General features: G+C 68.1%; 21 protein-coding genes. 18 read left to right on the top strand and 3 right to left on the bottom strand.

All coding sequences use genetic code 11. From position 1 onward, the window contains the following. Window positions 1-101: 101 nt before the first annotated feature. Window positions 102-818, bottom strand: coding sequence for a LytR/AlgR family response regulator transcription factor (locus tag ACODRX_RS13005; protein WP_488871923.1), 717 nt, complete (start codon window positions 816-818; stop codon window positions 102-104). Window positions 819-840: 22 nt separating this feature from the next. Beyond that, window positions 841-1863, bottom strand: coding sequence for a sensor histidine kinase (locus ACODRX_RS13000; RefSeq protein ID WP_488871922.1), 1023 nt, complete (start codon window positions 1861-1863; stop codon window positions 841-843). A 117-nt stretch (window positions 1864-1980) separates the two neighbouring features. Between ACODRX_RS13000 and argH the strand changes: the two genes are divergently transcribed. From argH to folE, 18 genes are all read left to right on the top strand, one after another. Beyond that, a complete protein-coding gene (argH, locus tag ACODRX_RS12995) occupies window positions 1981-3441 on the top strand; it encodes an argininosuccinate lyase (RefSeq protein ID WP_488871921.1) in 1461 nt (486 codons plus the stop codon). Window positions 3442-3472: 31 nt separating this feature from the next. Beyond that, window positions 3473-4459: a Bug family tripartite tricarboxylate transporter substrate binding protein gene (locus ACODRX_RS12990; RefSeq protein ID WP_488871929.1), complete on the top strand. Its 987-nt coding sequence runs from the start codon at window positions 3473-3475 to the stop codon at window positions 4457-4459. A 125-nt stretch (window positions 4460-4584) separates the two neighbouring features. After that, window positions 4585-10527, top strand: a complete 5943-nt coding sequence (locus ACODRX_RS12985) for an alpha-2-macroglobulin family protein (protein WP_488871920.1) — start codon at window positions 4585-4587, stop codon at window positions 10525-10527. Between the two features lie 60 nt (window positions 10528-10587). Beyond that, on the top strand, window positions 10588-11001 hold the full coding sequence (locus ACODRX_RS12980; RefSeq protein WP_488871919.1) for a gamma-butyrobetaine hydroxylase family protein: 414 nt from the start codon (window positions 10588-10590) through the stop codon (window positions 10999-11001). A 145-nt stretch (window positions 11002-11146) separates the two neighbouring features. Continuing rightward, entirely contained in the window at window positions 11147-11878 is a 732-nt protein-coding gene (gene ubiE, locus ACODRX_RS12975) for a bifunctional demethylmenaquinone methyltransferase/2-methoxy-6-polyprenyl-1,4-benzoquinol methylase UbiE (RefSeq protein WP_488871918.1), read from the top strand. Between the two features lie 142 nt (window positions 11879-12020). Continuing rightward, window positions 12021-13046, top strand: a complete 1026-nt coding sequence (locus ACODRX_RS12970) for a TIM44-like domain-containing protein (RefSeq protein WP_488871917.1) — start codon at window positions 12021-12023, stop codon at window positions 13044-13046. A 49-nt stretch (window positions 13047-13095) separates the two neighbouring features. Beyond that, window positions 13096-13710: an SCP2 sterol-binding domain-containing protein gene (locus ACODRX_RS12965; protein WP_488871916.1), complete on the top strand. Its 615-nt coding sequence runs from the start codon at window positions 13096-13098 to the stop codon at window positions 13708-13710. Then, window positions 13707-15272 (top strand): ubiquinone biosynthesis regulatory protein kinase UbiB, encoded by a 1566-nt coding sequence (gene ubiB, locus ACODRX_RS12960; RefSeq protein ID WP_488871915.1) that lies wholly within the window; start codon window positions 13707-13709, stop codon window positions 15270-15272. Before ACODRX_RS12965 ends, ubiB begins: the two co-directional genes overlap by 4 nt. A gap of 130 nt (window positions 15273-15402) precedes the next feature. Next, a complete protein-coding gene (locus ACODRX_RS12955) occupies window positions 15403-16881 on the top strand; it encodes a high affinity choline transporter 1 (protein ID WP_488871914.1) in 1479 nt (492 codons plus the stop codon). Window positions 16882-16913: 32 nt separating this feature from the next. After that, complete coding sequence (locus tag ACODRX_RS12950; RefSeq protein ID WP_488871913.1) at window positions 16914-17201, top strand: FmdB family zinc ribbon protein; 288 nt, start codon at window positions 16914-16916, stop codon at window positions 17199-17201. Window positions 17202-17238: 37 nt separating this feature from the next. Beyond that, a complete protein-coding gene (locus ACODRX_RS12945) occupies window positions 17239-17856 on the top strand; it encodes a DUF502 domain-containing protein (protein ID WP_488871928.1) in 618 nt (205 codons plus the stop codon). A 48-nt stretch (window positions 17857-17904) separates the two neighbouring features. Next, entirely contained in the window at window positions 17905-19704 is a 1800-nt protein-coding gene (gene aspS / locus ACODRX_RS12940) for an aspartate--tRNA ligase (RefSeq protein WP_488871912.1), read from the top strand. A 195-nt stretch (window positions 19705-19899) separates the two neighbouring features. Beyond that, the gene (locus ACODRX_RS12935; protein ID WP_488871911.1) at window positions 19900-20181 is read left to right on the top strand and encodes a type II toxin-antitoxin system prevent-host-death family antitoxin; all 282 of its coding nucleotides are present in this window, start codon (window positions 19900-19902) and stop codon (window positions 20179-20181) included. After that, a complete protein-coding gene (locus ACODRX_RS12930) occupies window positions 20181-20516 on the top strand; it encodes a CcdB family protein (protein ID WP_488871910.1) in 336 nt (111 codons plus the stop codon). Before ACODRX_RS12935 ends, ACODRX_RS12930 begins: the two co-directional genes overlap by 1 nt. A 39-nt stretch (window positions 20517-20555) precedes the next feature. Beyond that, window positions 20556-21377, top strand: a complete 822-nt coding sequence (locus ACODRX_RS12925; RefSeq protein WP_488871909.1) for a CsgG/HfaB family protein — start codon at window positions 20556-20558, stop codon at window positions 21375-21377. Between the two features lie 5 nt (window positions 21378-21382). Then, on the top strand, window positions 21383-21841 hold the full coding sequence (nudB, locus tag ACODRX_RS12920; protein WP_488871908.1) for a dihydroneopterin triphosphate diphosphatase: 459 nt from the start codon (window positions 21383-21385) through the stop codon (window positions 21839-21841). Further along, a complete protein-coding gene (locus ACODRX_RS12915; protein WP_488871927.1) occupies window positions 21841-22611 on the top strand; it encodes an endonuclease/exonuclease/phosphatase family protein in 771 nt (256 codons plus the stop codon). Before nudB ends, ACODRX_RS12915 begins: the two co-directional genes overlap by 1 nt. A gap of 112 nt (window positions 22612-22723) precedes the next feature. Continuing rightward, window positions 22724-23452: a GTP cyclohydrolase I gene (folE, locus tag ACODRX_RS12910; RefSeq protein WP_488871907.1), complete on the top strand. Its 729-nt coding sequence runs from the start codon at window positions 22724-22726 to the stop codon at window positions 23450-23452. On the opposite strand, the gene ACODRX_RS12905 is transcribed toward folE, so the two are convergent. Further along, complete coding sequence (locus tag ACODRX_RS12905) at window positions 23373-24341, bottom strand: LysR substrate-binding domain-containing protein (protein WP_488871906.1); 969 nt, start codon at window positions 24339-24341, stop codon at window positions 23373-23375. The genes folE and ACODRX_RS12905 overlap by 80 nt on opposite strands. Window positions 24342-24345: the final 4 nt, after the last annotated feature.

The raw sequence follows: 24345 nt of genomic DNA, 5'->3' as shown, positions 1-24345 counted from the left end.
GCGGGGGCTCCTGAGGGACTCATTCAGTTCACTGGCTTAAGTGAACGGCATTACCTCCAAGAGGGGCGCTTTTTGCCTTGGGGCGGCCCGGCGGCAAAAAATCAGCGCCCAATCTCCGCGCGCACCGCCGCTAGCTGGCGGCGCGAGACCGGCAGGTGCTCGGGCAGCCCCTGCAGGCGCAGGCGCCAGCCTTCGCTGCCGTCGGCAGCCAGGTATTTCTCGAGCGCGCGCACCGCGCCGCGGGCCACCAGCGCATTGCGGTGCACCCGCAGGAAGCGGCCCGGGTGGCGCAGCTCCAGCTCGCCCAGCGAGCCGTCCATGATGTAGCTGTGCCGCGCGGTGCGCACGGTGAGGTATTTCTGCTCGGCCTTGAGGTACAGCACCTCGGCCAGCGGCACGCGCTCCGTGCGGCCGCGGCCGTGGATCAGCAGCGCCTCGCCAGGCATTGCCCCGTCGCCGCGGCGCAGCTTGGCCAGCGCCTGGCGCAGCCGCTCGAGCCGCACCGGCTTGGTGAGGTAGTCCACCGCGTTCAGCTCGAACGCCTGCAGCGCATGCCCGGCATGGGCGGTGACGAAGACCACCGCCGGCGGCGCGCTCTGCGCAGCGATGGCCCGGGCCAGCGCCAGGCCGCTTGTGCCCGGCATATGGATATCGAGCAGCAGCAGCTCGAACCGCGGCCCGGGCCGCGCCAGGCACTGCAGCGCCTGCTGCGCGTCGGCGGCTGCGTGGATGTCGGCGGCGGCCAGGCCGGCTTCGCCCAGCAGGCGGGCGAGGCGGCTGCGGGCCAGGGCTTCGTCGTCGACGATCAGGGTTTTCATGCGCCGGGCCTGTACATGGGCTTCAGGCCGGAATGGTGATGCGCAGCCAGTAGTGGCCGTTGCTGCGCGAGGCCTGGAAGTCGCATTCCAGGTCGTAGAGCAGGCGCAGGCGCTGGCGCACATTGGCCAGCGCGATGCCGCTGCCGGCGGCATGGCCGGCGGGCCCGGGCGGCGGCGCGGTGTTCATGATCTGGATCTGCACCGTAGTGCCGCGCCGGCGGGTGGCGACGATGATCTTGCCCCGCCCCCGGCCGGGCTCGATGCCGTGCCTGACCGCGTTTTCCACCAGCGGCTGCAGCAGCAGCGGCGGCACCGCCGCCGCGGCGGCGCGCGCATCGAGGTTCCACTGCACCGCCATGCGCTCGCCGAAGCGAGCCTGCTCGATCGCCAGGTAGCGCCGGGCGAGCAGGATCTCGTCGCCCAGCGTCGAAGTGCCATGCGGCTCGGCCAGCGCGTGGCGGAACAGCTCGCTCAGGTCTTCGAGCAGGCTTTCGGCCCGGCGCGGATCGAGCTGCACCAGGGCGATGGCGCTGTTGAGGGCGTTGAACAGGAAATGCGGGCGGATGCGCGCCTGCAGCTCTGCCAGCCGCGCGCCGGTGGCGGCCGGCGTGCGCGCCTGGGCGCGCCATTGCAGCGCCGCGACCACCATGGCCGCCAGCAGCGCGCCGGCCAGGGCGCTGGCCAGCCAGGCGGGCCCGGCGCCAGTACGGTCGGCCCAGCGGTACAGCAGCGCGGCCAGCAGTCCGCAGCCCGCGCCCAGCCCGGTGCCGGCTGCAAGCTGCGGCCCGGCGCCGCAGCGCTGCAGCAACTGCTTTTGCGAGCAGGCGGCCAGCAGCCACAGCAGCGTGGCCGGCAGGCTGGCGGCGGTGAGCAGCGCTGCGCCGGCCAGCCAGGCGGCCGCGCCGGCGGCGCCGAAGCCCGCGCCGATGGCGAGCACGCCTTGCACCAGCAGCACGGTGCGGACCACCACGCTGGCGGTGCAGGCCTCGAATACCAGAGCGCCGGGGGCTGGAGGGCCGGCGCCGGTGGTGGAAGATGACTGCATGGCTATAGAATTCCGGCACATATTTCTCACAATGGCCGATATTGCCGGCATGCGGCTTGCGGCATGCCGACAGGAAGCCGGCATGTGCCAAGCAGCTTAACCCGATTTTTCCCATCCATGTCCACCCCTACGTCTCCCGCCGCCAGCCACAACCAGCTCGACACCAAGGCCCAGGCCTGGTCGGCCCTGTTCTCCGAGCCCATGAGCGACCTGGTCAAGCGCTACACCTCCAGCGTGTTCTTCGACAAGCGCCTGTGGCAGGCCGACATCGCCGGCAGCCTGGCGCATGCCGAGATGCTGGCGGCGCAGGGCATCATCGGCGCGCAGGACCACGCCCAGATCCGGCAGGGCATGGCGCAGATCGCCACCGAGATCGAGTCGGGCCAGTTCGACTGGAAGCTGGACCTGGAGGACGTGCACCTGAACATCGAGGCGCGCCTGACCCAGCTGGTGGGCGATGCCGGCAAGCGGCTGCACACCGGCCGCAGCCGCAACGACCAGGTGGCCACCGACGTGCGCCTGTGGCTGCGCGGCGAGATCGACCTGATCGACGGCCTGCTGTCCGAGCTGCAACTGGCGCTGGTGGAGGTGGCCGAGAAGAACGTCGACGTGATCCTGCCCGGCTTCACCCACCTGCAGGTGGCGCAGCCGGTGAGCTTCGCGCACCACCTGCTGGCCTATGTGGAGATGTTCCAGCGCGACCAGGAGCGCATGCGCGACGCCCGCAAGCGGGTCAACGTGCTGCCGCTGGGCAGCGCGGCGCTGGCCGGCACCACCTACCCGCTGGACCGCGAGCGCGTGGCGCGTACGCTGGGCATGGCCGGCGTGTGCCAGAACAGCCTGGACGGCGTGAGCGACCGCGACTTCGCGATCGAGTTCGCCTCGGCCGCCAGCCTGTGCATGGTGCATGTCTCGCGCCTGTCCGAAGAGCTGATCATCTGGATGAGCCAGAACTTCGGCTTCATCCGCATCGCCGACCGCTTCACCACCGGCTCGTCGATCATGCCGCAGAAGAAGAACCCCGACGTGCCCGAGCTGGCGCGCGGCAAGACCGGCCGCGTGGTCGGCCACCTGATGGGCCTGATCACGCTGATGAAGGGCCAGCCGCTGGCCTACAACAAGGACAACCAGGAAGACAAGGAGCCGCTGTTCGACACCGTCGACACGCTCAAGGACACGCTGCGCATCTTCGCCGAGATGATTGGCGGCCAGGCCAACCCGGCCACCGGCGCGAAGGAGGGCGGCATCAGCGTCAACGCCCAGGCCATGCGCGCAGCCGCGCTCAAGGGCTATGCCACGGCCACCGACCTGGCCGACTACCTGGTCAAGAAGGGCTTGCCCTTCCGCGATGCGCACGAGACCGTGGCCCATGCGGTCAAGCTGGCCTCGCAAAAGGGCGTGGATCTGACCGAGCTGCCGCTGGCCGAGCTGCAGGCCTTCAACCCCGGCATCGCGGCCGACGTGTTCGACGCGCTCAGCCTCGAAGGCTCGCTCAACGCCCGCAACACGCTGGGCGGCACCGCGCCGGCCCAGGTGCGCGCGCAGCTGGCGCGTCACCAGGCCCGCCTGGCGGGTTGACTCCCTTTCACTTATCCGTCCTAGCACCATGATGCCGATCAACCGCCGACACTTCTCCCTCCAACTGCTGGCTGCGGCGCTGGCGGGCACGGGCATGCAGTCCAGCCATGCCGCGGCCTACAACAAGGGCAAGCCCGTGCGCCTGCTGGTGGGCTTTCCGCCGGGCGGCGGCACCGACGCGATTGCGCGCCTGCTGGCCGAGAAGATGAAGGACACGCTGGGCACGCCGGTGGTGGTGGAGAACCGCCCGGGCGCGGGCGGGCAGATCGCGGCGCAGCAGCTCAAGGCGGCGCCGCTGGACGGCTCGACCTTCTTCGTCACGCACGACCACACCATCTCCATCCTGCCGCATGTGGTGAAGAACCCGGGCTTCGATCCGCGCACCGATTTCGTGCCGGTGGCGGGCTTCGCCAGCTTCGTCAATGCGCTGGCGGTGTCGCCGATCACCGGCGCCAAGACCTTCGACGAGTATGTGCAGTGGGTGCGCCGCCAGGGCGGCAAGAGCGCGGTGGGCATTCCGGCGCCGGCGTCCACGCCCGAGTTCCTGGTGCAGCTGCTGGGCAAGCGCTACGAATTGGACCTGGTGGCCGCGCCCTACCGCGGCAGCGCGCCCATGCTGGCCGATGTGATGGCGGGCCAGATCCCCGCCGGCGTGGGCTCGGTGCAGGACTTCATCGAAACCCACCGCGCCGGCAAGCTGCGCGTGCTGGCCACGCTGGGCGGCAAGCGCCAGGCGGCGCTGCCCGATGTGCCCACCTTCGGCGAGCTGGGGTTCAAGGGCTTCGAGGACATGCCGTACTACGGCGTCTATGCGCCCGCGGGCACGCCGGCCGTGATGGTGCACGAGGTCTCGCAGGCCGTCGCCAAGGCGGTGGCCCAGCCCGATGTGCATGCCCAGCTGGTGGCCATGGGGCTGACGGTGGGCTATATGTCGCCCGAGCAGCTGGCGGCGCGCGAGAAGGCCTATACCGATGTGTGGGTGAAGATCATCCATGACAGCGGGTTCAAGCCGCAGTGAGCGCAGACCCCCGGGGTTTTTCGCGGCCGGAGCGAGGCCCGGCCTCTGCGCGTAAAAAAACAAGCAAGATCGGGATGCGGCGCTTATGGATTAAGCGCTGGCAGCTATCTTTTCAGGAGAGCACCATGGCCCAGCAATGGCGCAGCGGGAGAGGCATCATCATCGCGGGGGCCGTGGCCCTTGCCGCGCTGCAGGCGCAGGCCACTGCCATCACCCAGGTCTCGCCGCAGGGCGAGGTGGCCCGCGTGCGGCAGGTGGTGGTCAAGTTCGACAGCGATGCCATACGCTTCGGCGACCAGGGCCGGCCCGCGCCGGTCAAGCTCTCGTGCGACGACCCGGCGGCGATGAAGGACGGCTCCGGGCGCTGGACCAGTTCGCGCGAGTGGGTGTTCGACTTCAGCCAGGATCTGCCGCCCGGCGTGAGCTGCACGCTGGCCAGGGACGCCGGCTTCAAGGACCTCGCCGGGCAGGCGCCCAAGGGCGCGGCCAGCTATGCCTTCAATACCGGCGGGCCCTTCGTGCAGTCGGTGCGCCCCGGCACCTACAACGACATCGACGAAGACCAGTACTTCGGCCTGCGCTTCAACGGTGCGGTGGCGCCGGCCAGCGTCGAGAAGAACAGCTGGTGCGTGGTCGATGGCGTGGGCGAGCGCATGCCGGTGCGGCTGCTCACCGAGCAGGACAAGATCAACATCTTCGGCAAGTCCGAGATGCAGCGCAATTCGGCACGCTACGTGGCGCTGGCCTGCAGCCGCCCGCTGCCCTCGGGCGCGCGCATGCGCCTGGTCATCGGCAAGGGCGTGGCCACGCCCGGCGGCATGGCCGGCAAGATCGAGAAGCGCTTCGAGTTCAACGTGCGCCAGCCCTTCAGCGCCGAGTTCAGCTGCGAGCGCGAGAACGCCCAGGCGGCCTGCCTGCCGATCCGGCCGATGACGCTGAACTTCAACGCGCCGGTGGAGCGCAAGCTGGCCGAGGGCATCCGGCTCGGCGCGCTCAAGCCGGTCTTCGAGGACGGCGACAAGAGCGAGGAGGTGAGCACGCTCAGCTTCAAGCCGCCGTTCCCCGAGAAGGCCTCGTACCGCATCGAGCTGCCGCCCGGCTTCAAGGATGTGAGCGGGCGCACACTGTCGAATGCGCAGATGTTCCCGCTGAAGGTGGGTACCGGCGAGATGCCGCCGCTGGCCAAGTTCGCCGCCGCGCCCTTCGGCGTGGTCGAGCGCTTCGCCGAGGGCGAGAAGGGCCCGGCCATCCTGCCGGTGACGCTGCGCAAGGTTGAGGCGCAGCTGCCGCTGAGCGGCCTGGCGCTGGCCGACAACGGCAGCGTCTCGGCGCTGCAGCTGCGCACCGATGCCGACATCATCCGCTGGTGGCGCAAGGTCAACGACTACCACGAAAGCCGGGTCGAGCGAAAGCAGGCCGCCCGGGACATCAAGGGCCCGCTGCCGCCGGTGGTGAGCGACATGGACAAGGACTGGGTCGCGTCGCGCCAGCTATCGCTGCTGGGCGGCCAGCCGGGCGTGAAGACGCTGGCGCTGCCCAAGGCCGACGGCCAGGACCCGCGCCCGTTCGAGGTGGTGGGCATTCCGCTGGCAGCGGGCTTCCATGTGCTGGAGATCGCCTCGCCGATGCTGGGCGAGGCGCTGCTGGGCGAGCAGTACGGCGAGCGGCGCACCATGTATGTGCGCACTTCGGCGCTGGTCACCAACCTGGGCGTGCATTTCAAGCTCGGCCGCGAAAACTCCATGGCCTGGGTGACCACGCTGGACAAGGGCAAGCCGGTGGCGGGCGCGCAGGTGCGTGTGTCCGGCTGCGACGGCACTGCGCTGATGCAGGCCGAAACCGACAAGGACGGCGTGGCCCGCTTCGAGGGCCTGTCGCCCGAGGGCGGCAAGGAATGCCGCTACAACCGCGCCTACTTCGTGAGCGCCCGCGCCACGGTGAACGGCGCGCCCGACATGGCCTTCGTCTGGAGCGACTGGCAGCGTGGCATCGAGAGCTGGCGCTTCAACCTCGACCACAGCATGAGCGCCTCGCCCGACTATGTGGCGCACACGGTGCTCGACCGCAGCCTGCTGCGCGCCGGCGAAACGGTTTCGATGAAGCACTTCATTCGCGCCCAGACCAGCGGCGGCCTGGGCAGCCTCAAGGATGCCGACCTGCCCGATGCGGCGACGCTGACCCATATGGGCAGCAGCGACGAGTTCAGCGTGCCGGTGAGATGGCAGCGCCGCGCCGATGGCGGCTTTGCCGGCGTGTCCGAATTCAGGATACCGCCGGCCGCCAAGCTGGGCCGCTACAGCATCGCCCTCAAGAACCTGGGCGAGCACAACAGCAGCCTGGAGACCGGCGACTTCCGCGTCGAGGAGTTCCGCCTGCCGGTGTTCACCGGCCGCGTGGCCGCCGCCAGCCCGGCGCCGCTGGTGCAGCCCAAGGACCTGGCCGCCAGCGTGCAGCTGTCGTACGTGTCGGGCGGCGCCGCGGCCCGGCTGCCGGTGCAGGTCTCGGCCATGGTGCAGTCCAAGTACCTGGAGTTCGCCGACTACGGCGAATACTCGTTCACGCCGCCGCAAAGGCGCGGCGGCATCTCGGCCGAGGACGACGCGCCCGAGGTCGCCAGCGGCAGCGACCGCCGCATCGTGGCCGACAAGCTGGCGCTCACGCTCGATGCCAACGGCAGCGGCAAGGTGGCGCTGGGCGACATGCCGGCCTCGCCCGCCGCTCAGGACCTGGTGATCGAGGCCAATTTCTCCGATCCCAACGGCGAGGTCCAGACCCTGTCCAGCCGCAGCACGCTGTGGCCCGCCGCGGTGGTGGCCGGCATCAAGGCCGAGAGCTGGGCCTCGGCCGGCAAGCAGCTGAGCTACCAGGCGCTGGCGCTTTCCACCGACGGCAAGCCCGCCGCCGGCGTGCCGCTTCAGGTACGCGCCAGCGCCCGCATCACCACCTCGGTGCGCAAGCGCATGGTCGGCGGCTTCTACAGCTACGACAACCAGCAGGAAACCAAGGACCTGGGCGTGGTCTGCTCGGGCAAGACCGATGCGCGCGGTCTGCTGCTGTGCAGCTCCGAGCTCAAGCAGGACGGCGAGGTCCAGCTCGTCGCCGAGGCCAAGGACGGGCAGGGCCGCGTGGCGCAGGCCGCCACCTCGGTCTGGGTCACCAGGCAGGGCGAGCTGTGGTTCGGCGGCCAGGACCATGACCGCATGGACCTGCTGCCCGAGAAGAAGTCCTACCAGGCCGGCGAGACCGCGCGCTTCCAAGTGCGCATGCCATTTCGCCATGCCACCGCGCTGCTCACCGTGGAGCGCGAGGGCATCATCGCCGCCCGCGTGGTCGACATCGAGGGCAGCGATCCGACGGTGAGCCTGAAGATCGAAGACGGCTGGGGCCCCAATGTGTACGTGAGCGTGCTCGCGCTGCGCGGCCGCCTGGTCGAGGTGCCTTGGTACAGCTTCTTCACCTGGGGCTACAAGTCGCCGCGCCAGTGGTGGACCGCCTTCTGGTACGAGGGCAAGGAATATGTGGCGCCCACCGCGCTGGTCGACCTGTCCAAGCCCGCCTACCGCCTGGGCGTGGCCGAGATCCGTGTTGGCATCCGGGAGCGCCAGCTCGCGGTGAGCGTGAAGGCCGACCAGGACAGCTACCAGGTGCGCGGCAAGGCCAAGGTGCGCATAGAGGCCAAGCTGCCCGACGGCAAGCCCGCCGCCGGCGCCCAGGTGGCGCTGGCCGCGGTGGACCAGGCGCTGCTGGAGCTGCGCCCCAACACCTCGTGGAACCTGCTGGAGGCCATGTACCAGAAGCGCGCCTGGGGCGTGGAGAACTCCACCGCGCAGATGGAGATCATCGGCCGCCGCCACTATGGCCGCAAGGCCGTGGCCGCGGGCGGCGGCGGCGGCCTGGGCCAGACCCGCGAGCTGCTCGACACGCTGCTGCTGTGGCGCCCCGATGTGCAGCTCGATGCCAACGGCCAGGCCGAGGTCGAGGTGCCGCTCAATGATGCGCTCACCAGCTTTCGCATCGTCGCGGTCGCCGACAGCGGCCTCGCGCTGTTCGGCACCGGCAGCACCACCATCCGCACCACGCAGGACCTGCAGATCATCAGCGGCCTGCCGCCGCTGGTGCGCGAAGGCGACCAGTTCGAGGCCCAGCTCACGCTGCGCAACACCACCGCCAAGGCGATGAAGGTCGAGGTCGCACCGCGCGCCACGCTGCTGCAGCTCGACGCCAAGACCGTCGAGATCCCGGCCGGCGAATCCAGGCTGGTGTCGTGGCCGGTCACCGCGCCGCAGCAGCTGGCCGCCACCCGCCCCGGCGAGCTGCTGTGGGAGCTGTCCGCCAAGGATGCGAACGGCGGCGCCAGCGATGCGCTCAAGCTCAGCCAGCGCATCGTGCCGGCCGTGCCGGTCAGCGTGCGCCAGGCCACGCTGGTGCAGCTCGATGGCAGCTATGAGCTGCCGCTCGAGATTCCCGCCACGGCGCTGCCCGGGCGCGGCGGCATCGCCATGTCGCTGATGCCCAAGCTCGCCGAAGGCCTGCCCGGCGTGCGCGACTGGTGGAGCCGCTACCCCTATGCCTGCCTGGAGCAGCAGTTCAGCAAGGCCATCGGCCTGGGCGACGCGCAGATGTGGCAGGGCGTGATGGAGCGCCTGCCCACCTACCTGGACGACGACGGCCTGGCATACTACTTCCCGCCCTCGGGCGGCAGCCGCAACAGCGGCAGCGACACGCTCACCGCCTACCTGCTCAGCGCGGGCGCCGAGATGCGCAGGCTCGATCCGGCCTACGCGGTGCCGGCCGAGGCGCTCCAGCGCATGAGCGCGGGCCTGGCCAACTTCGTGCAGGGCAAGATCGAGCGCAAGTTCTGGAGCCCGCGCGCCGACCTCGACATCCGCAAGCTCGCCGCCATCCATGCGCTGGCGCGCTATGGCAAGGCCACGCCGGCCATGCTCGGCAGCATCACCATCGCGCCCAACCAGTGGCCCACGCACGCGGTGATCGACTGGCTGTCCATCCTCAAGCTGATGAAGGATCTGCCCGAGCGCGCCCAGCGCAGCGAAGAGGCCAGCCAGATCCTGCGTGCCCGCCTGTCCTACCAGGGCACCAAGCTGGTCTTCAGCACCGAGAAGGACGACTACTGGTGGTGGCTGATGCAAAACGGCGACGTGAACACCGCCCGCCTGATGCTGGCGGTGATGGACGACCCGGCCTGGAAGGACGACATGCCGCGCCTGGCCAATGGTTTCATCGCCCGCCAGCAAGGCGGGGCCTGGTACACCACCACCGCCAATCTGTGGGGCGCGATCGCGTTGCAGCGCTTCTCCAAGGTGTTCGAGTCCGTGCCGGTCACCGGCACCACCCAGGCCAGCCTGGGCGGAAAGACGGCCGAGGTGGACTGGAGCAAGGTGGTGAGGAAGGCCGAGCAGCCCGACCAGCCCAAGCAGCACACCAAGACCTTCACCGGTGCGCCCACCGCGCCCGGCAACTGGCTGAACAACACCATGCTGCTGCCCTGGCCCAGTGGCGCGGGCAGCCTCAAGGTGCAGCAAAACGGCAGCGGCAAGCCCTGGCTCACGGTGCAGTCGCTGGCCGCCGTGCCGCTGGCCGCGCCGGTGGCCGCCGGCTACCAGATCAAGAAGACGGTGACCCCGGTGGAGCAGGCCGACAAGAGCCTGCCCGCCGGCCGCTACACGCGCGGCGACGTGCTGCGCGTGACGCTGGAGGTCAACGCCAGCGCCGACATGACCTGGGTGGCCATCACCGACCCGGTGCCCACCGGCGCCACCATCCTGGGCGGCGGCCTGGGCCGCGACTCGGCCATCGCCACCGAGGCGCGGGGCGGCGGCGAGAAGCGCGCGGGCTGGGGCTGGCCGGCCTTCGAGGAGCGCAGCTTCGAGGCCTACCGCAGCTACTACGAATACCTGCCCAAGGGCACGGTCAAGATGGAGTACACGGTGCGCCTGAACAGCGTGGGCGATTTCAGCCTGCCGCCCAGCCGGGTCGAGGCCCTGTATGCGCCGGAGATGTTCGGCGAGCTGCCCAACGCCAAGGTGCTGGTGCAGGCCGCGAAGTGAGGCGCCTGCCGGCCCGGGCCGCATCTGCGACAATTCCAACCTGGTTTCAGGAGTGGTTTCATGGCTGGTTTGCAGGCGGGCACCCCGGTGCCGCAGGCGCTCACGGTGCACGGCAAGTCGCGGGTGCTGGAGCTGGTGTTTTCAGACGGCAGGGCGTTTCGCCTGCCGTTCGAGTTCCTGCGCGTATATTCGCCGTCGGCCGAGGTCCAGGGCCATGGGCCGGGGCAGGAGGTGCTGCAGACCGGCAAGCGCGATGTGGCCATCGTGCAGATCGAGCCGGTGGGCAACTATGCGATCAAGCCGCTGTTCTCGGACGGGCACGAAAGCGGCCTGTACAGCTGGCAGTACCTGTACGAGCTGGGCAGCCGCCAGGACGAGCTGTGGGCCGACTACCTGCAGCGGCTGCAGCAGGCGGGGCTGGAGCGCGACCAGCCCATGGCGCCCAAGGGCGGGCACGGCTGCTCGCACCATTGATGGGATGGCGTGGCGCCGCAGCGGCCCCTCGGGGGGCAGCGGCTACGCACAGTGAGCCAGCGTAGGGCGATATTTTTCACGCATACCCTGCAGCACGGCGGGGTTGTAGCCGCTGGCGGGCCAAATGCTGGTTAGCATTGCGCTCATGACCACCACCCATTTTGGATACGAGACCGTAGACGAGCAGGACAAGGCGCGCAAGGTGCGCGGCGTGTTCGATTCCGTCGCCAGCAAGTACGACGTGATGAACGACCTGATGTCGGCCGGCCTGCATCGGGTGTGGAAGCAGTACACGGTCATGGTGGCGAACCTGCAGCCCGGCCACAAGGTGCTGGACATCGCCGGCGGCACCGGCGACCTGGCCATGGCGTTTGCCAAGAAGGTGGGGCCGAGCGGCCAGGTGGTGCACACCGACATCAACGAGGCCATGCTGCGCGTGGGGCGCGACCGCCTGATCGACAAGGGCCTGGTGCTGCCCACGCTGGTGTGCGATGCCGAGGAGCTGCCTTTTCCCGACGGCCATTTCGACGTGGTGAGCGTGGCCTTCGGCCTGCGCAACATGACGCACAAGGACCGGGCGCTGGCCGAGATGAACCGCGTGCTGAAGGCCCGCGGCCGGCTGCTGGTGCTGGAGTTCTCGAAGGTGGCCAGGCCGCTGTCCAAGGCCTACGACCTGTATTCCTTCCAGGTGCTGCCGCGCATCGGCCAGCTGGTGGCGGGCGACGCCGACAGCTACCGCTACCTGGCCGAGTCCATCCGCATGCACCCGGGGCAGGAAGAGCTCAAGCGCATGATGCAGGCGGCGGGCTTTGGCCATGTGGACTACCACAACATGACGGCGGGCATCACCGCGCTGCACGTCGGCATCAAATGCTGAATCAAGCCGCCTGATGGCGAAAAGCATGCGTGTTTCCCCCAGCGCGCATTGAAATACAACATAAAGGACATCAGATGGCAAACCATGGGGTACCGATGAAGGCGGCGCAAGCCGGCCTTCGCCAACAGGAGAAACGAAAGCGATGAAAACGAAAATCTGGTCGATGGTGCTGGTGCTGCTGCTCGCGGTCGTGCACCTGGACGCCGATGCCCGGCGCATGGGCGGCGGCAAGTCCATGGGCCGCCAGTCGAGCAATGTGACGCAGCGCGAAGCCGCGCCGACGCAGGCGCCGGGCAATACTGCGGCGCCGGCGCAAAGCGCGCAGAGCCGTCCGGCAACGCCCGCGGCGCAAACGCCGCAGGCCGCGCCCAAGCGGCCCTGGGGCGCGATGCTGGGCGGGCTGGCCGCGGGCCTGGGCCTGGCCTGGCTGGCGAACTCGCTGGGCCTGGGCGCGGCGTTCGGCAACTTCCTGCTGATCGCGCTGCTGGCGCTGGTGGCGGTGGCGGTCATCGGCATGGTCATGCGCCGCAAGGCGGGTGGCGCAGCCGGCCAGTCGCCTTATGCCTACCAGGGGCAGGGCGCCTCGGGCGCGCCGGGCGGCTTCGACAACGCTCCGCAAAATGCGCCGGTGGCGCGCCAGTACAACCCCGAGAAGATCGGCAACGACGCCTCGGCCCGGCCGTGGGAGCATGGCGCCACGCCGGCCGCCACGGGCGCCGGCGGCAGCATGATCGGCTCGGCGCTGGCCGGCTCGCAGAACTGGGGTGTTCCCGAGGGCTTCGACACCCAGGGCTTCCTGGAGGCCGCCAAGCGCAACTTCGTCACGCTGCAGGCTGCCTGGGACCGTGCCGACATCGCCACGCTGCGCTCGATGATGACCGACGACATGCTCAACGAGGTGCGCAGCCAGCTCGACGACCGCGAGCAGCACCGCGGCACGCCCCAGCAGGCCGGCCAGCCCAACCAGACCGATGTGGTGATGCTCGATGCGCAGCTGCTCGGCATCGAGGACCTGGGCCATGCCTACATGGCCAGCGTGGAGTTCTCGGGCATGATCCGCGAGGAAAGCCACACCGGCCCCAGCCCCTTCCGCGAGGTCTGGAACATGACCAAGCCCAAGGACGGCACCAGCGGCTGGCTGGTGGCGGGGCTGCAGGCGCTGCAATGAACGGTTTTTGGCGCTAGGGCGGCGGTGCGCCGCAGATAAAATGGGGACTATGGCAACACAGTCCCCTTTTTCTTTGGCTGGCGATCTGATCCAGCGTCTGCTTGGCTCGGCGCGGCCGCCCGAGTGGCTGGTGCATGAGGTGCAGCACCGCGCGGTGCTGTTCCTCAACCATGTGCTGATGCAGGAGAGCGAAGCCATGGACCGCCTGGCGCGCCAGAGCGGCCGCGTGGTGCAGCTGCAGTGGCGCTCGGTGAGCCTGGCGCTGCAGATCACCCGCGCCGGGCTGCTCGAGCTGGCCGCGCCCTCGGCCACGCCGGACCTGCGGGTGCACATGGCCGACGAGTCGGCGCTGGCGCTGGCCGGCAGCGTGCTGCAGGGCGAGCGCCCGGCCATCCGCATCGATGGCGACGTGCAGTTCGCCGCCGAGATCCAGTGGCTGGTCGACCATGTGCGCTGGGATGTGGAGGAAGACCTGTCCCGGCTGATCGGCGATACGCCGGCGCACTGGATCGCCTCGGCCGGCCAGCGCGTGGCGCAGGCGCTGCGCCAGTTCGTCGCCGCCGGCATGCGCACCATGGCCTCGCGCCGCCAGGCCGCCCAGCCCGAGGCGCCGCCCACGCCGGCGGGCTATGGCGCGCCGGCCGCTCCCGCGTCCGATTCATGAAGCGCTTTTTTCGCGGCTTCACCATCCTGTGGGTGGTGTTCCGGTACGGGCTGGACGAGGTGGTGCTGTCCAGCTTCGACCACCCCTGGCTCAGGCGCATCAGCTCGGTTGCGCGGCTGGGCCGCAGCTGGAGCGAGCCGCGCGGCATGCGCCTGCGCCAGGCGCTGGAGCGGCTGGGGCCCATCTTCGTCAAGTTCGGCCAGGTGCTGTCCACGCGGCGCGACCTGCTGCCGCCCGATATCGCCGAAGAGCTGGCGCTGCTGCAGGACCGCGTGCCGCCCTTCGATTCGCAGGTGGCCATCGCCACCATCGAGCGGGCGTTCCGCAAGCCCATAGGCGAGGTCTTCGTGCAGTTCGACGTGCAGCCGGTGGCCAGCGCGTCGATCGCGCAGGTGCACTTCGCCACCATCCGCACCCGCGATGGCGAGCTGCGCGAGGTGGCGGTCAAGGTGCTGCGCCCCGGCATGCTGCCGGTGATCGACAGCGACCTGGCGCTGATGCGCATGATGGCCAACTGGGTGGAGCGCCTGTCGGCCGACGGCAAGCGCCTCAAGCCCCGCCAGGTGGTGGCCGAGTTCGACAACTACCTGCACGATGAGCTGGACCTGATGCGCGAGGCCTCCAACGCGGCGCAGCTGCGCCGCAACATGGAAGGGCTCGACCTGGTGCTGATCCCCGAGGTCTACTGGGATTTCTGCCACCAGGACGTGATGGTGATGGAGCGCATGCAGGGCGTGCCCATCAACCAGGTCGAGACGCTGCGCGAGGCCGGCGTGGACATTCCCAAGCTGGCGCGCGACGGCGTGACCATCTTCTTCACCCAGGTGTTCCGCGACGGCTTCTTTCATGCCGACATGCACCCGGGCAACATCATGGTGAGCCTGGCGCCGCAGTCGTTCGGGCGCTATATCTCGCTGGACTTCGGCATCGTCGGCACGCTCACCGAGTACGACAAGGAATACCTGGCGCAGAACTTCACGGCGTTCTTCAGGCGCGACTACAAGCGCGTGGCCGAGCTGCACATCGAAAGCGGCTGGGTACCGCCCGAGACGCGGGTGGACGAGCTGGAGTCGGCCATCCGCGCGGTATGCGAGCCGTATTTCGACCGGCCGCTCAAGGAGATCTCGCTGGGCATGGTGCTGATGCGGCTGTTCCAGACCTCGCGGCGCTTCCATGTCGAGATCCAGCCGCAGCTGGTGCTGCTGCAAAAGACGCTGCTCAACATCGAGGGCCTGGGCCGGCAGCTCGACCCCAACCTCGACCTGTGGAGCACCGCCAAGCCCTTCCTCGAAAAATGGATGCTCGACCAGATGGGCCCGCAGCGGCTGTGGCGCGAGCTGCGCGCGCAGGCGCCGCGCTACGCCAAGCTGCTGCCCGACATGCCGCGCCTGCTGCACCGCTACCTGGAGCGCCAGGGCGATGCGCACGACGCGCTGATCCGCGAACTGCTGGAGCAGCAAAAGCGCACCAACGGCCTGCTGCGCATGATCGTTGCCGGCGGCATCGGCTTTGCGCTGGGGCTGCTGGTGGTGCAGCTGCTGATCCGCATGCGGCTGTTCTGATGGTTGTGGATAAAAAATAATAGCTGCTAGCGCTTTCCTGTAAACGATTTCAATATGAAAAATATTGGAAAACGTTTAGTAGCAAGCGCTGGCAGCTCCTGAATTTGAAATGCTTGACACGCCCTGAACCATGAACCACTTGATCGCGTGGGTGATTGCCTATCTGTTCGCCACCATCGCCATCGGCCTGTGGGCCGCGCGGCGCGTGAAGAACACGGCCGACTTCGCCATTGCCGGCCGGCATCTGCCGATGTACATGATCATCACCACCACCTTCGCCACCTGGTTCGGCTCGGAGATCGTGCTGGGCGTGCCGGCCAAGTTCATCGGCGGCGGCCTGCACGCGGTGGTCGAAGACCCGTTTGGCGCCGGCATGTGCCTGATCCTGGTGGGCCTGTTCTTCGCCGGCAAGCTCTACCGCATGACGCTGCTCACCATCAGCGACTACTACCGCACCCGCTTTGGCCGCGGCATCGAGATCATCTGCTCGCTGATCATCATGCTCAGCTACCTGGGCTGGGTGTCGGCCCAGGTCACCGCGCTGGGCCTGGTGTTCAACCTGCTGTCGGGCGGCGCGGTAAGCATCTCGATGGGCATGTTCATCGGCGTGGTCTCGATCCTGGCCTATACGCTGTTCGGCGGCATGTGGTCGGTGGCGGTGACCGATTTCATCCAGATGATCATCCTGGTGGCCGGCCTGCTGGTGCTGGCCTTCTTCGCCAGCGACATGGCCGGCGGCGCCACGCGCGTGATCGACCTGGCGGTGAGCCGCGAGCTGTTCAGGTTCTGGCCCGAGCCGAGCTGGCACGAGATCGTGTTCTTCTTCGGCGCCGCCATCACCATGATGCTGGGCTCCATCCCGCAGCAGGACGTGTTCCAGCGCGTGATGTCGGCCAACACCGAGAAATCCGCGGTGCGCGGCACGGTGATCGGCGGCAGCGCCTACATCCTGTTCGCCTTCGTGCCCATGTTCCTGGTGGCCAGCGCGCTGCTCATCATGCCCGAGCAAACGGCCTCGCTGCTGCAGGACGATCCGCAGAAAGTGCTGCCCACGCTAGTGATGGAGCGCATGCCGCTGGTGATGCAGGTGCTGTTCTTCGGCGCGCTGCTGTCGGCCATCAAATCCTGCGCCTCGGCCACGCTGCTGGCGCCCAGCGTCACCTTCACCGAGAACATCTGGCGCCAGTTCCGCCCGCACATCAGCGACCGCGAGAACCTGCTGACCATGCGCATCAGCGTGCTGGTGTTCGCCGCCTGCGTGCTGCTCTATTCCATCAAGATGCAGGGCACGCCGATCTACGAGCTGGTGTCCGGCGCCTACCAGGTGCCGCTGGTGGGCGCCTTCGTGCCGCTGGTCTTCGGCCTGTACTGGAGGCGCGCCACCACGCAGGGCGCGCTGGCCGCGGTGTTGCTGGGCATAGGCGTGTGGCTGGCCGGCCTGGGCATGGCCTGGGGAGCGCTGTTCCCGGCGCAGCTGGCGGGCGTGCTGGCCGCGATGGCGGGCATGGTGGCCGGCTCGCTGCTGCCGCAATGGGTGCGCAACCAGCACACGCCGCTCCAGCCCTTCGAGCCCGAGGCCGGGGCGATGGCTTCGCCGGCCCGCATATAATCAAGGGTTTTCCTCGATTTTGATGTAGCGACATGCCCATTTACGCATACAAGTGTGCCGCCTGCGGCTTCGCCAAGGACGTACTGCAGAAGGTATCGGATGCGCCCCTCGCCCAATGCCCCGCGTGCGGCGAAGCGCGCTTTTCCAAGCAGCTGACCGCGCCCGGCTTTCAGTTGAAAGGCACGGGCTGGTACGCCACCGACTTCAGCGGCAAGGCCAAGGCTGCGGCCCCCGCTGCAGCCCCGGCATCGGATGCCGCGGCTGCGGCCCCGGCTCCGGCTCCGGCTCCGGCTGCTGCGGCGCCTGCCGCCTCGGCCTGAGCACGGCGGCGCGGACATGGCGAAGGGGCAGGCGATGATGGCTACGCTGCGCAAATGGCTGCTGAGCGGCATGCTGGTCATCGTGCCCGGCGTGATCACCGTCTGGGTGCTGAGCTGGATCGTCGGCACGCTGGACCAGACGCTGAACATCCTGCCCGACCGCTGGCAGCCCGATGCGCTGCTGGGCCTGCACATTCCCGGCTTCGGCGTGCTGCTCACGCTGGCCATCCTGCTCGCGGTGGGGGGCATCGCCAGCAACTTCGTCGGCCGCAAGCTGGTGTCCTGGGGCGACGCGCTGGTCAGCCGCATCCCGGTGGTGCGCTCCATCTACTCCAGCGTCAAGCAGGTCTCGGACACGGTGTTCTCCGACAGCGGCAACGCCTTTCGCACCGCGGTGCTGGTGCAGTGGCCGCATCCGGGCATGCACACCATCGCTTTCGTGACCGGCACGCCGGCTGCCGGGGTGGCGCAGCATCTGCAGGGGGAGTTCGTCAGCGTTTTCGTGCCCACCACGCCCAATCCCACGGGCGGCTACCTGGTGACGGTGCCCAAGCGCGACTGCGTGGAATTGGACATGAGCGTGGACGAAGCGCTCAAGTACATCGTATCGATGGGAGTCGTGGCCCCCGAGCCGCGCCCCGCGGGTTCCAAATGAATGAATCGGGCGCCCACCAGGCGCCATACTTGAAGGCATAGAAACAACATGGCAATGCGTTCCCACTACTGCGGTCTGGTGACCGAGGCCCTGATGGGCGAAACCGTGACCCTGTGCGGCTGGGTGAACCGCCGCCGCGACCATGGCGGCGTGATCTTCATCGACCTGCGCGACCGCGAAGGCTATGTGCAGGTGGTCTGCGATCCCGACCGCGCCGAGATGTTCAAGACCGCCGAAGGCATCCGCAACGAATTCTGCGTGCAAGTCAAGGGCCTGGTGCGCGCGCGCCCCGCCGGCACCACCAACGACAAGCTCAAGAGCGGCCAGATCGAAGTGCTGTGCCACGAGCTCGCCGTGCTCAACGCCTCGGTCACGCCGCCGTTCCAGATGGACGACGAGAACCTGTCCGAGACCGTGCGCCTCACGCACCGCGTGATGGACCTGCGCCGCCCCGCCATGCAGCGCAACATGATGCTGCGCTACAAGACCGCGATCCAGGTGCGCAACTTCCTCGACAAGGAAGGCTTCATCGACATCGAGACGCCCATGCTGGGCAAGAGCACGCCCGAGGGCGCGCGCGACTACCTCGTGCCCTCGCGCGTGCACGACGGCCAGTTCTTCGCGCTGCCCCAGTCGCCCCAGCTGTACAAGCAGATGCTGATGGTGGCCGGCTACGACCGCTACTACCAGATCACCAAGTGCTTCCGCGACGAAGACCTGCGCGCCGACCGCCAGCCCGAGTTCACGCAGATCGACTGCGAGACCTCGTTCCTGAACGAGGAAGAGATCCGCGCGATCTTCCAGCGCATGGTCACCGAGGTGTTCAAGACCCAGCTCGATGTGGACCTGGGCGAGTTCCCGATCATGACCTACCAGGACGCGGCGCACCGCTTCGGCTCGGACAAGCCCGACCTGCGCGTCAAGCTCGAATTCACCGAGCTGACCGAAGTCATGAAGGACGTGGACTTCAAGGTCTTCTCCACGCCCGCCACGACCAAGGGCGGCCGCGTGGTGGCGCTGCGCGTGCCCGGCGGCGCCCAGATCTCGCGCGGCGAGATCGACGGCTACACCGAGTTCGTCAAGATCTACGGCGCCAAGGGCCTGGCCTGGATCAAGGTCAACGAAGTTGCGAAAGGCCGCGACGGCCTGCAGTCGCCCATCGTCAAGAACCTGCACGACGCGGCCATCGCCGAAATCCTCAAGCGCACCGGCGCGCAGGATGGTGACCTCATCTTCTTCGGTGCCGACAAGGAAAAGATCGTCAACGACTCCATCGGCGCGCTGCGCATCAAGATCGGCCACAGCGAGTTCGGCAAGGCCAGCGGCCTGTTCGAGGACCGCTGGGCGCCGCTGTGGGTGGTGGACTTCCCCATGTTCGAGCACGACGAGGAAGACGATCGCTGGGTGGCCGTGCACCACCCCTTCACCTCGCCCAAGGACGGCCATGAGAACCTGATGGACACCGATCCCGGCAAATGCATCGCCAAGGCCTACGACATGGTGCTCAACGGCTGGGAGCTGGGTGGCGGCTCGGTGCGTATCCACCGCGCCGACGTGCAGAGCAAGGTGTTCTCGGCGCTGAAGATCTCGCCCGAGGATGCCCGCGCCAAGTTCGGCTACCTGCTCGATGCGCTGCAGTACGGCGCGCCCCCGCATGGTGGCCTGGCCTTCGGCCTGGACCGTCTGATCACGCTGATGACGGGTTCCGAATCGATCCGCGACGTGATCGCCTTCCCCAAGACCCAGCGTGCGCAGGATCTGCTCACCCAGGCGCCGTCGCCGGTCGACGAAAAGCAGCTGCGCGAGCTGCACATCCGCCTGCGCAACGTGCAGCCCGCGGCGCAGTAAGCGGCTGGGCTCCTTGCCAAGAAAACGCCAAGGCGCTTCGGGGCTTTGGCGTTTTTTCATTGCCGGGCCGCCCCAAGATGAAAAGCGCCCCCTCGGGGGACAGCGGCTACACGCAGTGAGCAAGCTTGGGAGCCATTTTTCATGAAGGGACGAATGGCTAAAATGGCCATTCACCGATTCTGACCGGGAGTTCTCATGCGAGTCACTGCCACCGAAGCCAAGAACCGCTTTGGTTATTACCTCAGCCAGGCCGAGCGCGAGCCGGTGCAGGTGCTCAAGAACGAGCGGGTTGCCGGTGTGATCGTGTCTGCCGCGCGCTATGCCGAGCTGACCGCGCTTGAGCAGAAGAGGACCCTGGCGCAGCGCAGGCGCGAGTTCAATGAGACCTACAAGGACTGGATAGCCGAGCAGAATGCCCATCATGAGGCGCAAGGCCTATGGTGCGAAGGGCTGGTGGCCTGGCAGGACCAGGACTGATGGCCCAGTTCGACGTTTATCCCAATCCGAGTCCCGTCTCGCGGGAGGCGATGCCCTTTGTGATCGATGTGCAAAGCGGCCTGATCGACGCCTTGCCGACCCGTTTGGTGATGCCCCTGTCCCGGCTGGGTGCACAGCAGGCCAGGCCACCGGTGAATCTGTGCCCGCCCATGGAGGTGGGCGGGGAGACATTGACGCTGATGCCGCACCTGGCCGCGCCGCTCGACAAGCGCTTGCTGCGCCGGCCGGTGCACTCTCTCGCGCACCGTGTCCATGACATCAGCGCGGCACTGGACGCCGTGGTTGCACGACGTGCATGCACCTATGCACAGTAATCTTATCAAACGCATCGATTCTGATTTTTTCATCGAGGAATGAATATGCGGGGCAAGCTGTGTACGGTCGTAGGTTCTGTATTTGCGCTTCTTCTCGTCGCCTGCGGCGAGAAGAAGACCGAACTCGGCCAGGGCGGCTCGGAGATCTCCGGCTCCGCCGGGCCGGCCGGTGCCCGCGATGCCCATGCTTCGCTGGAGCGCTGCGATGCGCCCATCGCCACCGTGGCGCTGCTGGAGAACCCGCGCGGCTATGTGATGCCATCATCCGCCAGCTTGCCGCCCACGCCGGTGCCGCTGGTGCGCCTGCTGATGCAGCAAAGCGGGTGCTTTCGCGTGGTGGACCGCGCCGGCGGCCTGCAAGGCACGATCCGCGAAGGCGAGCTCCAGGATGCCGGCGTGCTGCGGCCGAACGGCACCGTGGCCAAGGCCAGAGGCTACGAGGCGCAGTACACCATGGTGCCCAGCCTGACCTTCAGCGAGCAGGATGCGGGGCGCGGCCTTGCAGGCATCATCGCGATGATTCCGGTGCTGCGCGACATCGCCGGCCTGGCCGGCGTGGCCGAGCAGGTCAAGCTCAAGGAGGCGCAGACCGCGCTCTTCCTCACCGACAACGAAACCACCGAGCAGCTGGCCGCGGCCACCGGCGCGGCGCGCGCCACCGACCTCGGCGTGGGCGGCGTGCTGCTGGGCCGCCTGGGCGGCGGCGCGGGCGCGGGCTGGAGCAATACCAACGAAGGCAAGGTGATCGCCGCCGCCTTCCTCGATGCGCACAACCAGATGGTGCGGCAGCTGCGCTTGCTGCAGGCCAAGCCGCTGCCGCCGGCGGCGCCCACGGCCAACCCGCCGGTGCGCAAGGGCTGAGTGCGATGCCGCGCGCCTGGAAGATTCCCGAATCGGTGCTGGTCATCATTCATACGCCTGCGCTGCAGGTACTGCTGCTGCGCCGTGCCGATGCCGACGAATACTGGCAGCCGGTGACCGGCAGCAAGGACGCGCCGCACGAGCCCTGGGCGCAGACCGCCGTGCGCGAGGTGCGCGAGGAAACCGGCATCGACGCCCTCGCCCCCGGCTGCGTGCTGCGCGACTGGAACCTGGAGAACATCTATCCCATCTACCCGCAGTGGCTGCACCGCTACGCGCCGGGCGTGTGCCTCAACACCGAGCATGTGTTCAGCCTGCAGGTGCCCGCCGGCACGCCGGTGGCGCTGAGCCCGCGCGAGCACACCGAGCATGCCTGGCACGGCTGGCGCGAGGCCGCGGACCGCTGCTATTCCATTGCGAATGCGGAGGCCATACTATGGTTGCCGCGATTCATGGCGCCATGATGAAAGACAAGCAACACCACGAGCAAGCGCACGACCACCCGGTCCTGCGCGTGGCTACCTACAACATCCACAAGGGCGTGCAGGGCATGGGCCCGGCGCGGCGGCTGGAGATCCACAACCTGGGCCTGGCGGTGGAGCAGATGGATGCCGACATCATCTGCCTGCAGGAAGTACGCAAGATGAACCACCGCGAGGCGGCCTACTTTCCCAACTGGCCGGTGCAGCCGCAGGCCGACTTCCTGGCCCCGCTGGGCTACGAGGCGGCCTACCACACCAATGCCCGCACCCGCTGGGGCGAGCACGGCAATGCGCTGCTGTCGCGCTGGCCCATCAGGGCGACCGGGCACATGGACATCTCGGACCACCGCTTCGAGCAGCGCGGCCTGCTGCATGCCGAGCTGGACGTGGCCGGCCATCCCGTGCATGCCATCGTGGTGCACCTGGGGCTGGTGCATGGCAGCCGGCTGCGCCAGGTGGCGCAGATCCACGGCTACATCAAGCGCAACGTGCCGCCCGACATGCCGCTGGTGGTGGCGGGCGACTTCAACGACTGGGGCCTGCAGGTCAAGCGCATGCTGGCGGGCTTCGGCCTGTTCGAATACGACGAGCGGCCACTGATGACCTACCCCTCGCGCCTGCCGGTGGTGCAACTCGACCATGTCTATGCCCGGGGCCTGACGCCCTGCGGCTGGATGGTGCCGCGCGGGCGCATCTGGCGCCGCATGTCGGATCACCTGCCGCTCATCGCGGAGTTTCGCCTGCGCGACTGAAGAACACCTTGTGTTGCTGTAAAAATAATAGCTTTTATCGCATGTACCAATTGGGATAAGGCCCAAAAACACCAATATTTGAGGGGCCAGCGTTCGCTGGTACCATGCCGCTATGTTTACAAAGCTTACCGATCCGAGCCAGGTGCAGGCGCCCGCTTCCAGCGAGGGCGTGCCTGTCTCCGTCAAGATCCGCGAACGGATCGTGGCTGCGCAAAAGCGCTTCCATGCCAACGACAACATCGCCGAATTCATCCGCCCCGGGGAGCTGGAGCTGCTGGTGGACGAGGTGGCGCACAAGATGCAGGGCGTGCTCGACAGCATGGTCATCGACACCAAGGGCGACCACAACACCCACAGCACCGCGCGGCGCGTGGCCAAGATGTATCTGGGCGAGGTGTTCAAGGGCCGCTACCAGCCGCAGCCGGCGGTGACCGCCTTCCCGAATGCCGAGCACCTGAACGAGCTGATGATCGTCGGCCCCATCACGGTGCGCAGCGCCTGCAGCCACCACCTGTGCCCGGTGATCGGCAAGGTCTGGATCGGCGTGCTGCCCAACAAGAACACCAATGTCATCGGCCTGTCCAAGTACGCCCGCCTGGTGGACTGGGTGCTGGGCCGCCCGCAGATCCAGGAAGAGGCCATCGTGCAGCTGGCCGACCTGATCATGACCAAGACCTCGCCCGACGGCCTGGCCGTGGTGCTCGAGGCCTCGCACTTCTGCATGTCCTGGCGCGGCGTGCGCGAGATGGACTCGAAGATGCTCAACTCGGTGATGCGCGGCGCCTTCCTGACCGACCCGAACCTGCGCCGCGAATTCCTGTCGCTGATTCCCGGCCGGTAGGGCTAGTGGCCACCGGCGCCGCGGCGCACAGCCAGTCCACGAAAGCGGCAACACGGGCCGAGTCGCGCCGTGTTCCCAGTGCGAAAGAATAGCCGCCTGTGCGTACCGCGCAGGTGCCCAGCTGGCGCAGCGCGCTGCTTTCCAGCATGGTGGATACGAACAATGCGGGCGCCACCAGCACGCCCAGCCCCTGTAATGCGGCCTGGATGGCCAGCACCGTATTGTCGAACCACAGCGTGGGCTCCAGCGGCGCCGAGCGCGGATACAGTTGCCGGCTCCAGCTCGGCCACAGATCGGGCCGGGAGTGCGCACCTATGCGCGGCGCTTCGGACAGCCAGCGTTTGCTCAACGGTCCGCCGCGCGCGGCCAGCAGCGCGGGGCTGGCGACGATGATGGCATGCTCGTCCATGAAGGGCTGGGCGGCCAAGCCCGGCAGTTCGCCGACGTCCCTGCGGATGTAGAGATCGGCCGGAGTCTTGGGATCGGCCGCCCCATCGCTGGTGCGCACTTCCACATGCCAGTGCGGATGCAGCTGCGCAAAGAAGCGCAGCTGTGGAATGAGCCAGTACATGGCAAGTGTCACGCTGGTATCCACGAGAATGCTCGAGCGCCGGGGCTGGTGCGCCGGAATATTCTCCATCGCCGCATGAATGGCCGCTACCGGCTCGGCCACGCGCTTGTAGAGCCGCCGGCCCGCCGGAGTCAGCTGCCCCGGCCCGCCTGCCGCGCGCTGGAACAGCGCTTGCGATAGATAGGCTTCCAATGACTGGATCTGGCGGCTGACCGCACCAGGCGTGACATGCAGTACCTCGGCCGCATTGCGAACGCCGCCCTCGCGCACGGCGGCGCAAAACACATTCAGGGCATTCAGGGGTGGGCGCAGGGACATGGCG

This window comes from Comamonas sp. FG99, from assembly GCF_057808605.1.
This window is presented reverse-complemented; position numbering and strand designations above follow the sequence as displayed.

Bases quoted from the DNA above. Each gene is read 5' to 3' on its own strand.
- ACODRX_RS12935 (WP_488871911.1), top strand. From the start codon at position 19,900: ATGCGAGTCACTGCCACCGAAGCCAAGAACCGCTTTGGTTATTACCTC.
- ACODRX_RS12980 (WP_488871919.1), top strand. From the start codon at position 10,588: ATGGCTGGTTTGCAGGCGGGCACCCCGGTGCCGCAGGCGCTCACGGTG.
- aspS (WP_488871912.1), top strand. From the start codon at position 17,905: ATGGCAATGCGTTCCCACTACTGCGGTCTGGTGACCGAGGCCCTGATG.
- ACODRX_RS12925 (WP_488871909.1), top strand. From the start codon at position 20,556: ATGAATATGCGGGGCAAGCTGTGTACGGTCGTAGGTTCTGTATTTGCG.
- ACODRX_RS12955 (WP_488871914.1), top strand. From the start codon at position 15,403: ATGAACCACTTGATCGCGTGGGTGATTGCCTATCTGTTCGCCACCATC.
- ACODRX_RS13000 (WP_488871922.1), bottom strand. From the start codon at position 1,863: ATGCAGTCATCTTCCACCACCGGCGCCGGCCCTCCAGCCCCCGGCGCT.
- ACODRX_RS12915 (WP_488871927.1), top strand. From the start codon at position 21,841: ATGAAAGACAAGCAACACCACGAGCAAGCGCACGACCACCCGGTCCTG.
- ACODRX_RS12990 (WP_488871929.1), top strand. From the start codon at position 3,473: ATGCCGATCAACCGCCGACACTTCTCCCTCCAACTGCTGGCTGCGGCG.
- folE (WP_488871907.1), top strand. From the start codon at position 22,724: ATGTTTACAAAGCTTACCGATCCGAGCCAGGTGCAGGCGCCCGCTTCC.
- nudB (WP_488871908.1), top strand. From the start codon at position 21,383: ATGCCGCGCGCCTGGAAGATTCCCGAATCGGTGCTGGTCATCATTCAT.
- ACODRX_RS12905 (WP_488871906.1), bottom strand. From the start codon at position 24,341: ATGTCCCTGCGCCCACCCCTGAATGCCCTGAATGTGTTTTGCGCCGCC.
- ACODRX_RS12950 (WP_488871913.1), top strand. From the start codon at position 16,914: ATGCCCATTTACGCATACAAGTGTGCCGCCTGCGGCTTCGCCAAGGAC.
- ACODRX_RS12930 (WP_488871910.1), top strand. From the start codon at position 20,181: ATGGCCCAGTTCGACGTTTATCCCAATCCGAGTCCCGTCTCGCGGGAG.
- ACODRX_RS12985 (WP_488871920.1), top strand. From the start codon at position 4,585: ATGGCCCAGCAATGGCGCAGCGGGAGAGGCATCATCATCGCGGGGGCC.
- ACODRX_RS12965 (WP_488871916.1), top strand. From the start codon at position 13,096: ATGGCAACACAGTCCCCTTTTTCTTTGGCTGGCGATCTGATCCAGCGT.
- ACODRX_RS12970 (WP_488871917.1), top strand. From the start codon at position 12,021: ATGAAAACGAAAATCTGGTCGATGGTGCTGGTGCTGCTGCTCGCGGTC.
- argH (WP_488871921.1), top strand. From the start codon at position 1,981: ATGTCCACCCCTACGTCTCCCGCCGCCAGCCACAACCAGCTCGACACC.
- ubiE (WP_488871918.1), top strand. From the start codon at position 11,147: ATGACCACCACCCATTTTGGATACGAGACCGTAGACGAGCAGGACAAG.
- ACODRX_RS13005 (WP_488871923.1), bottom strand. From the start codon at position 818: ATGAAAACCCTGATCGTCGACGACGAAGCCCTGGCCCGCAGCCGCCTC.
- ubiB (WP_488871915.1), top strand. From the start codon at position 13,707: ATGAAGCGCTTTTTTCGCGGCTTCACCATCCTGTGGGTGGTGTTCCGG.
- ACODRX_RS12945 (WP_488871928.1), top strand. From the start codon at position 17,239: ATGGCTACGCTGCGCAAATGGCTGCTGAGCGGCATGCTGGTCATCGTG.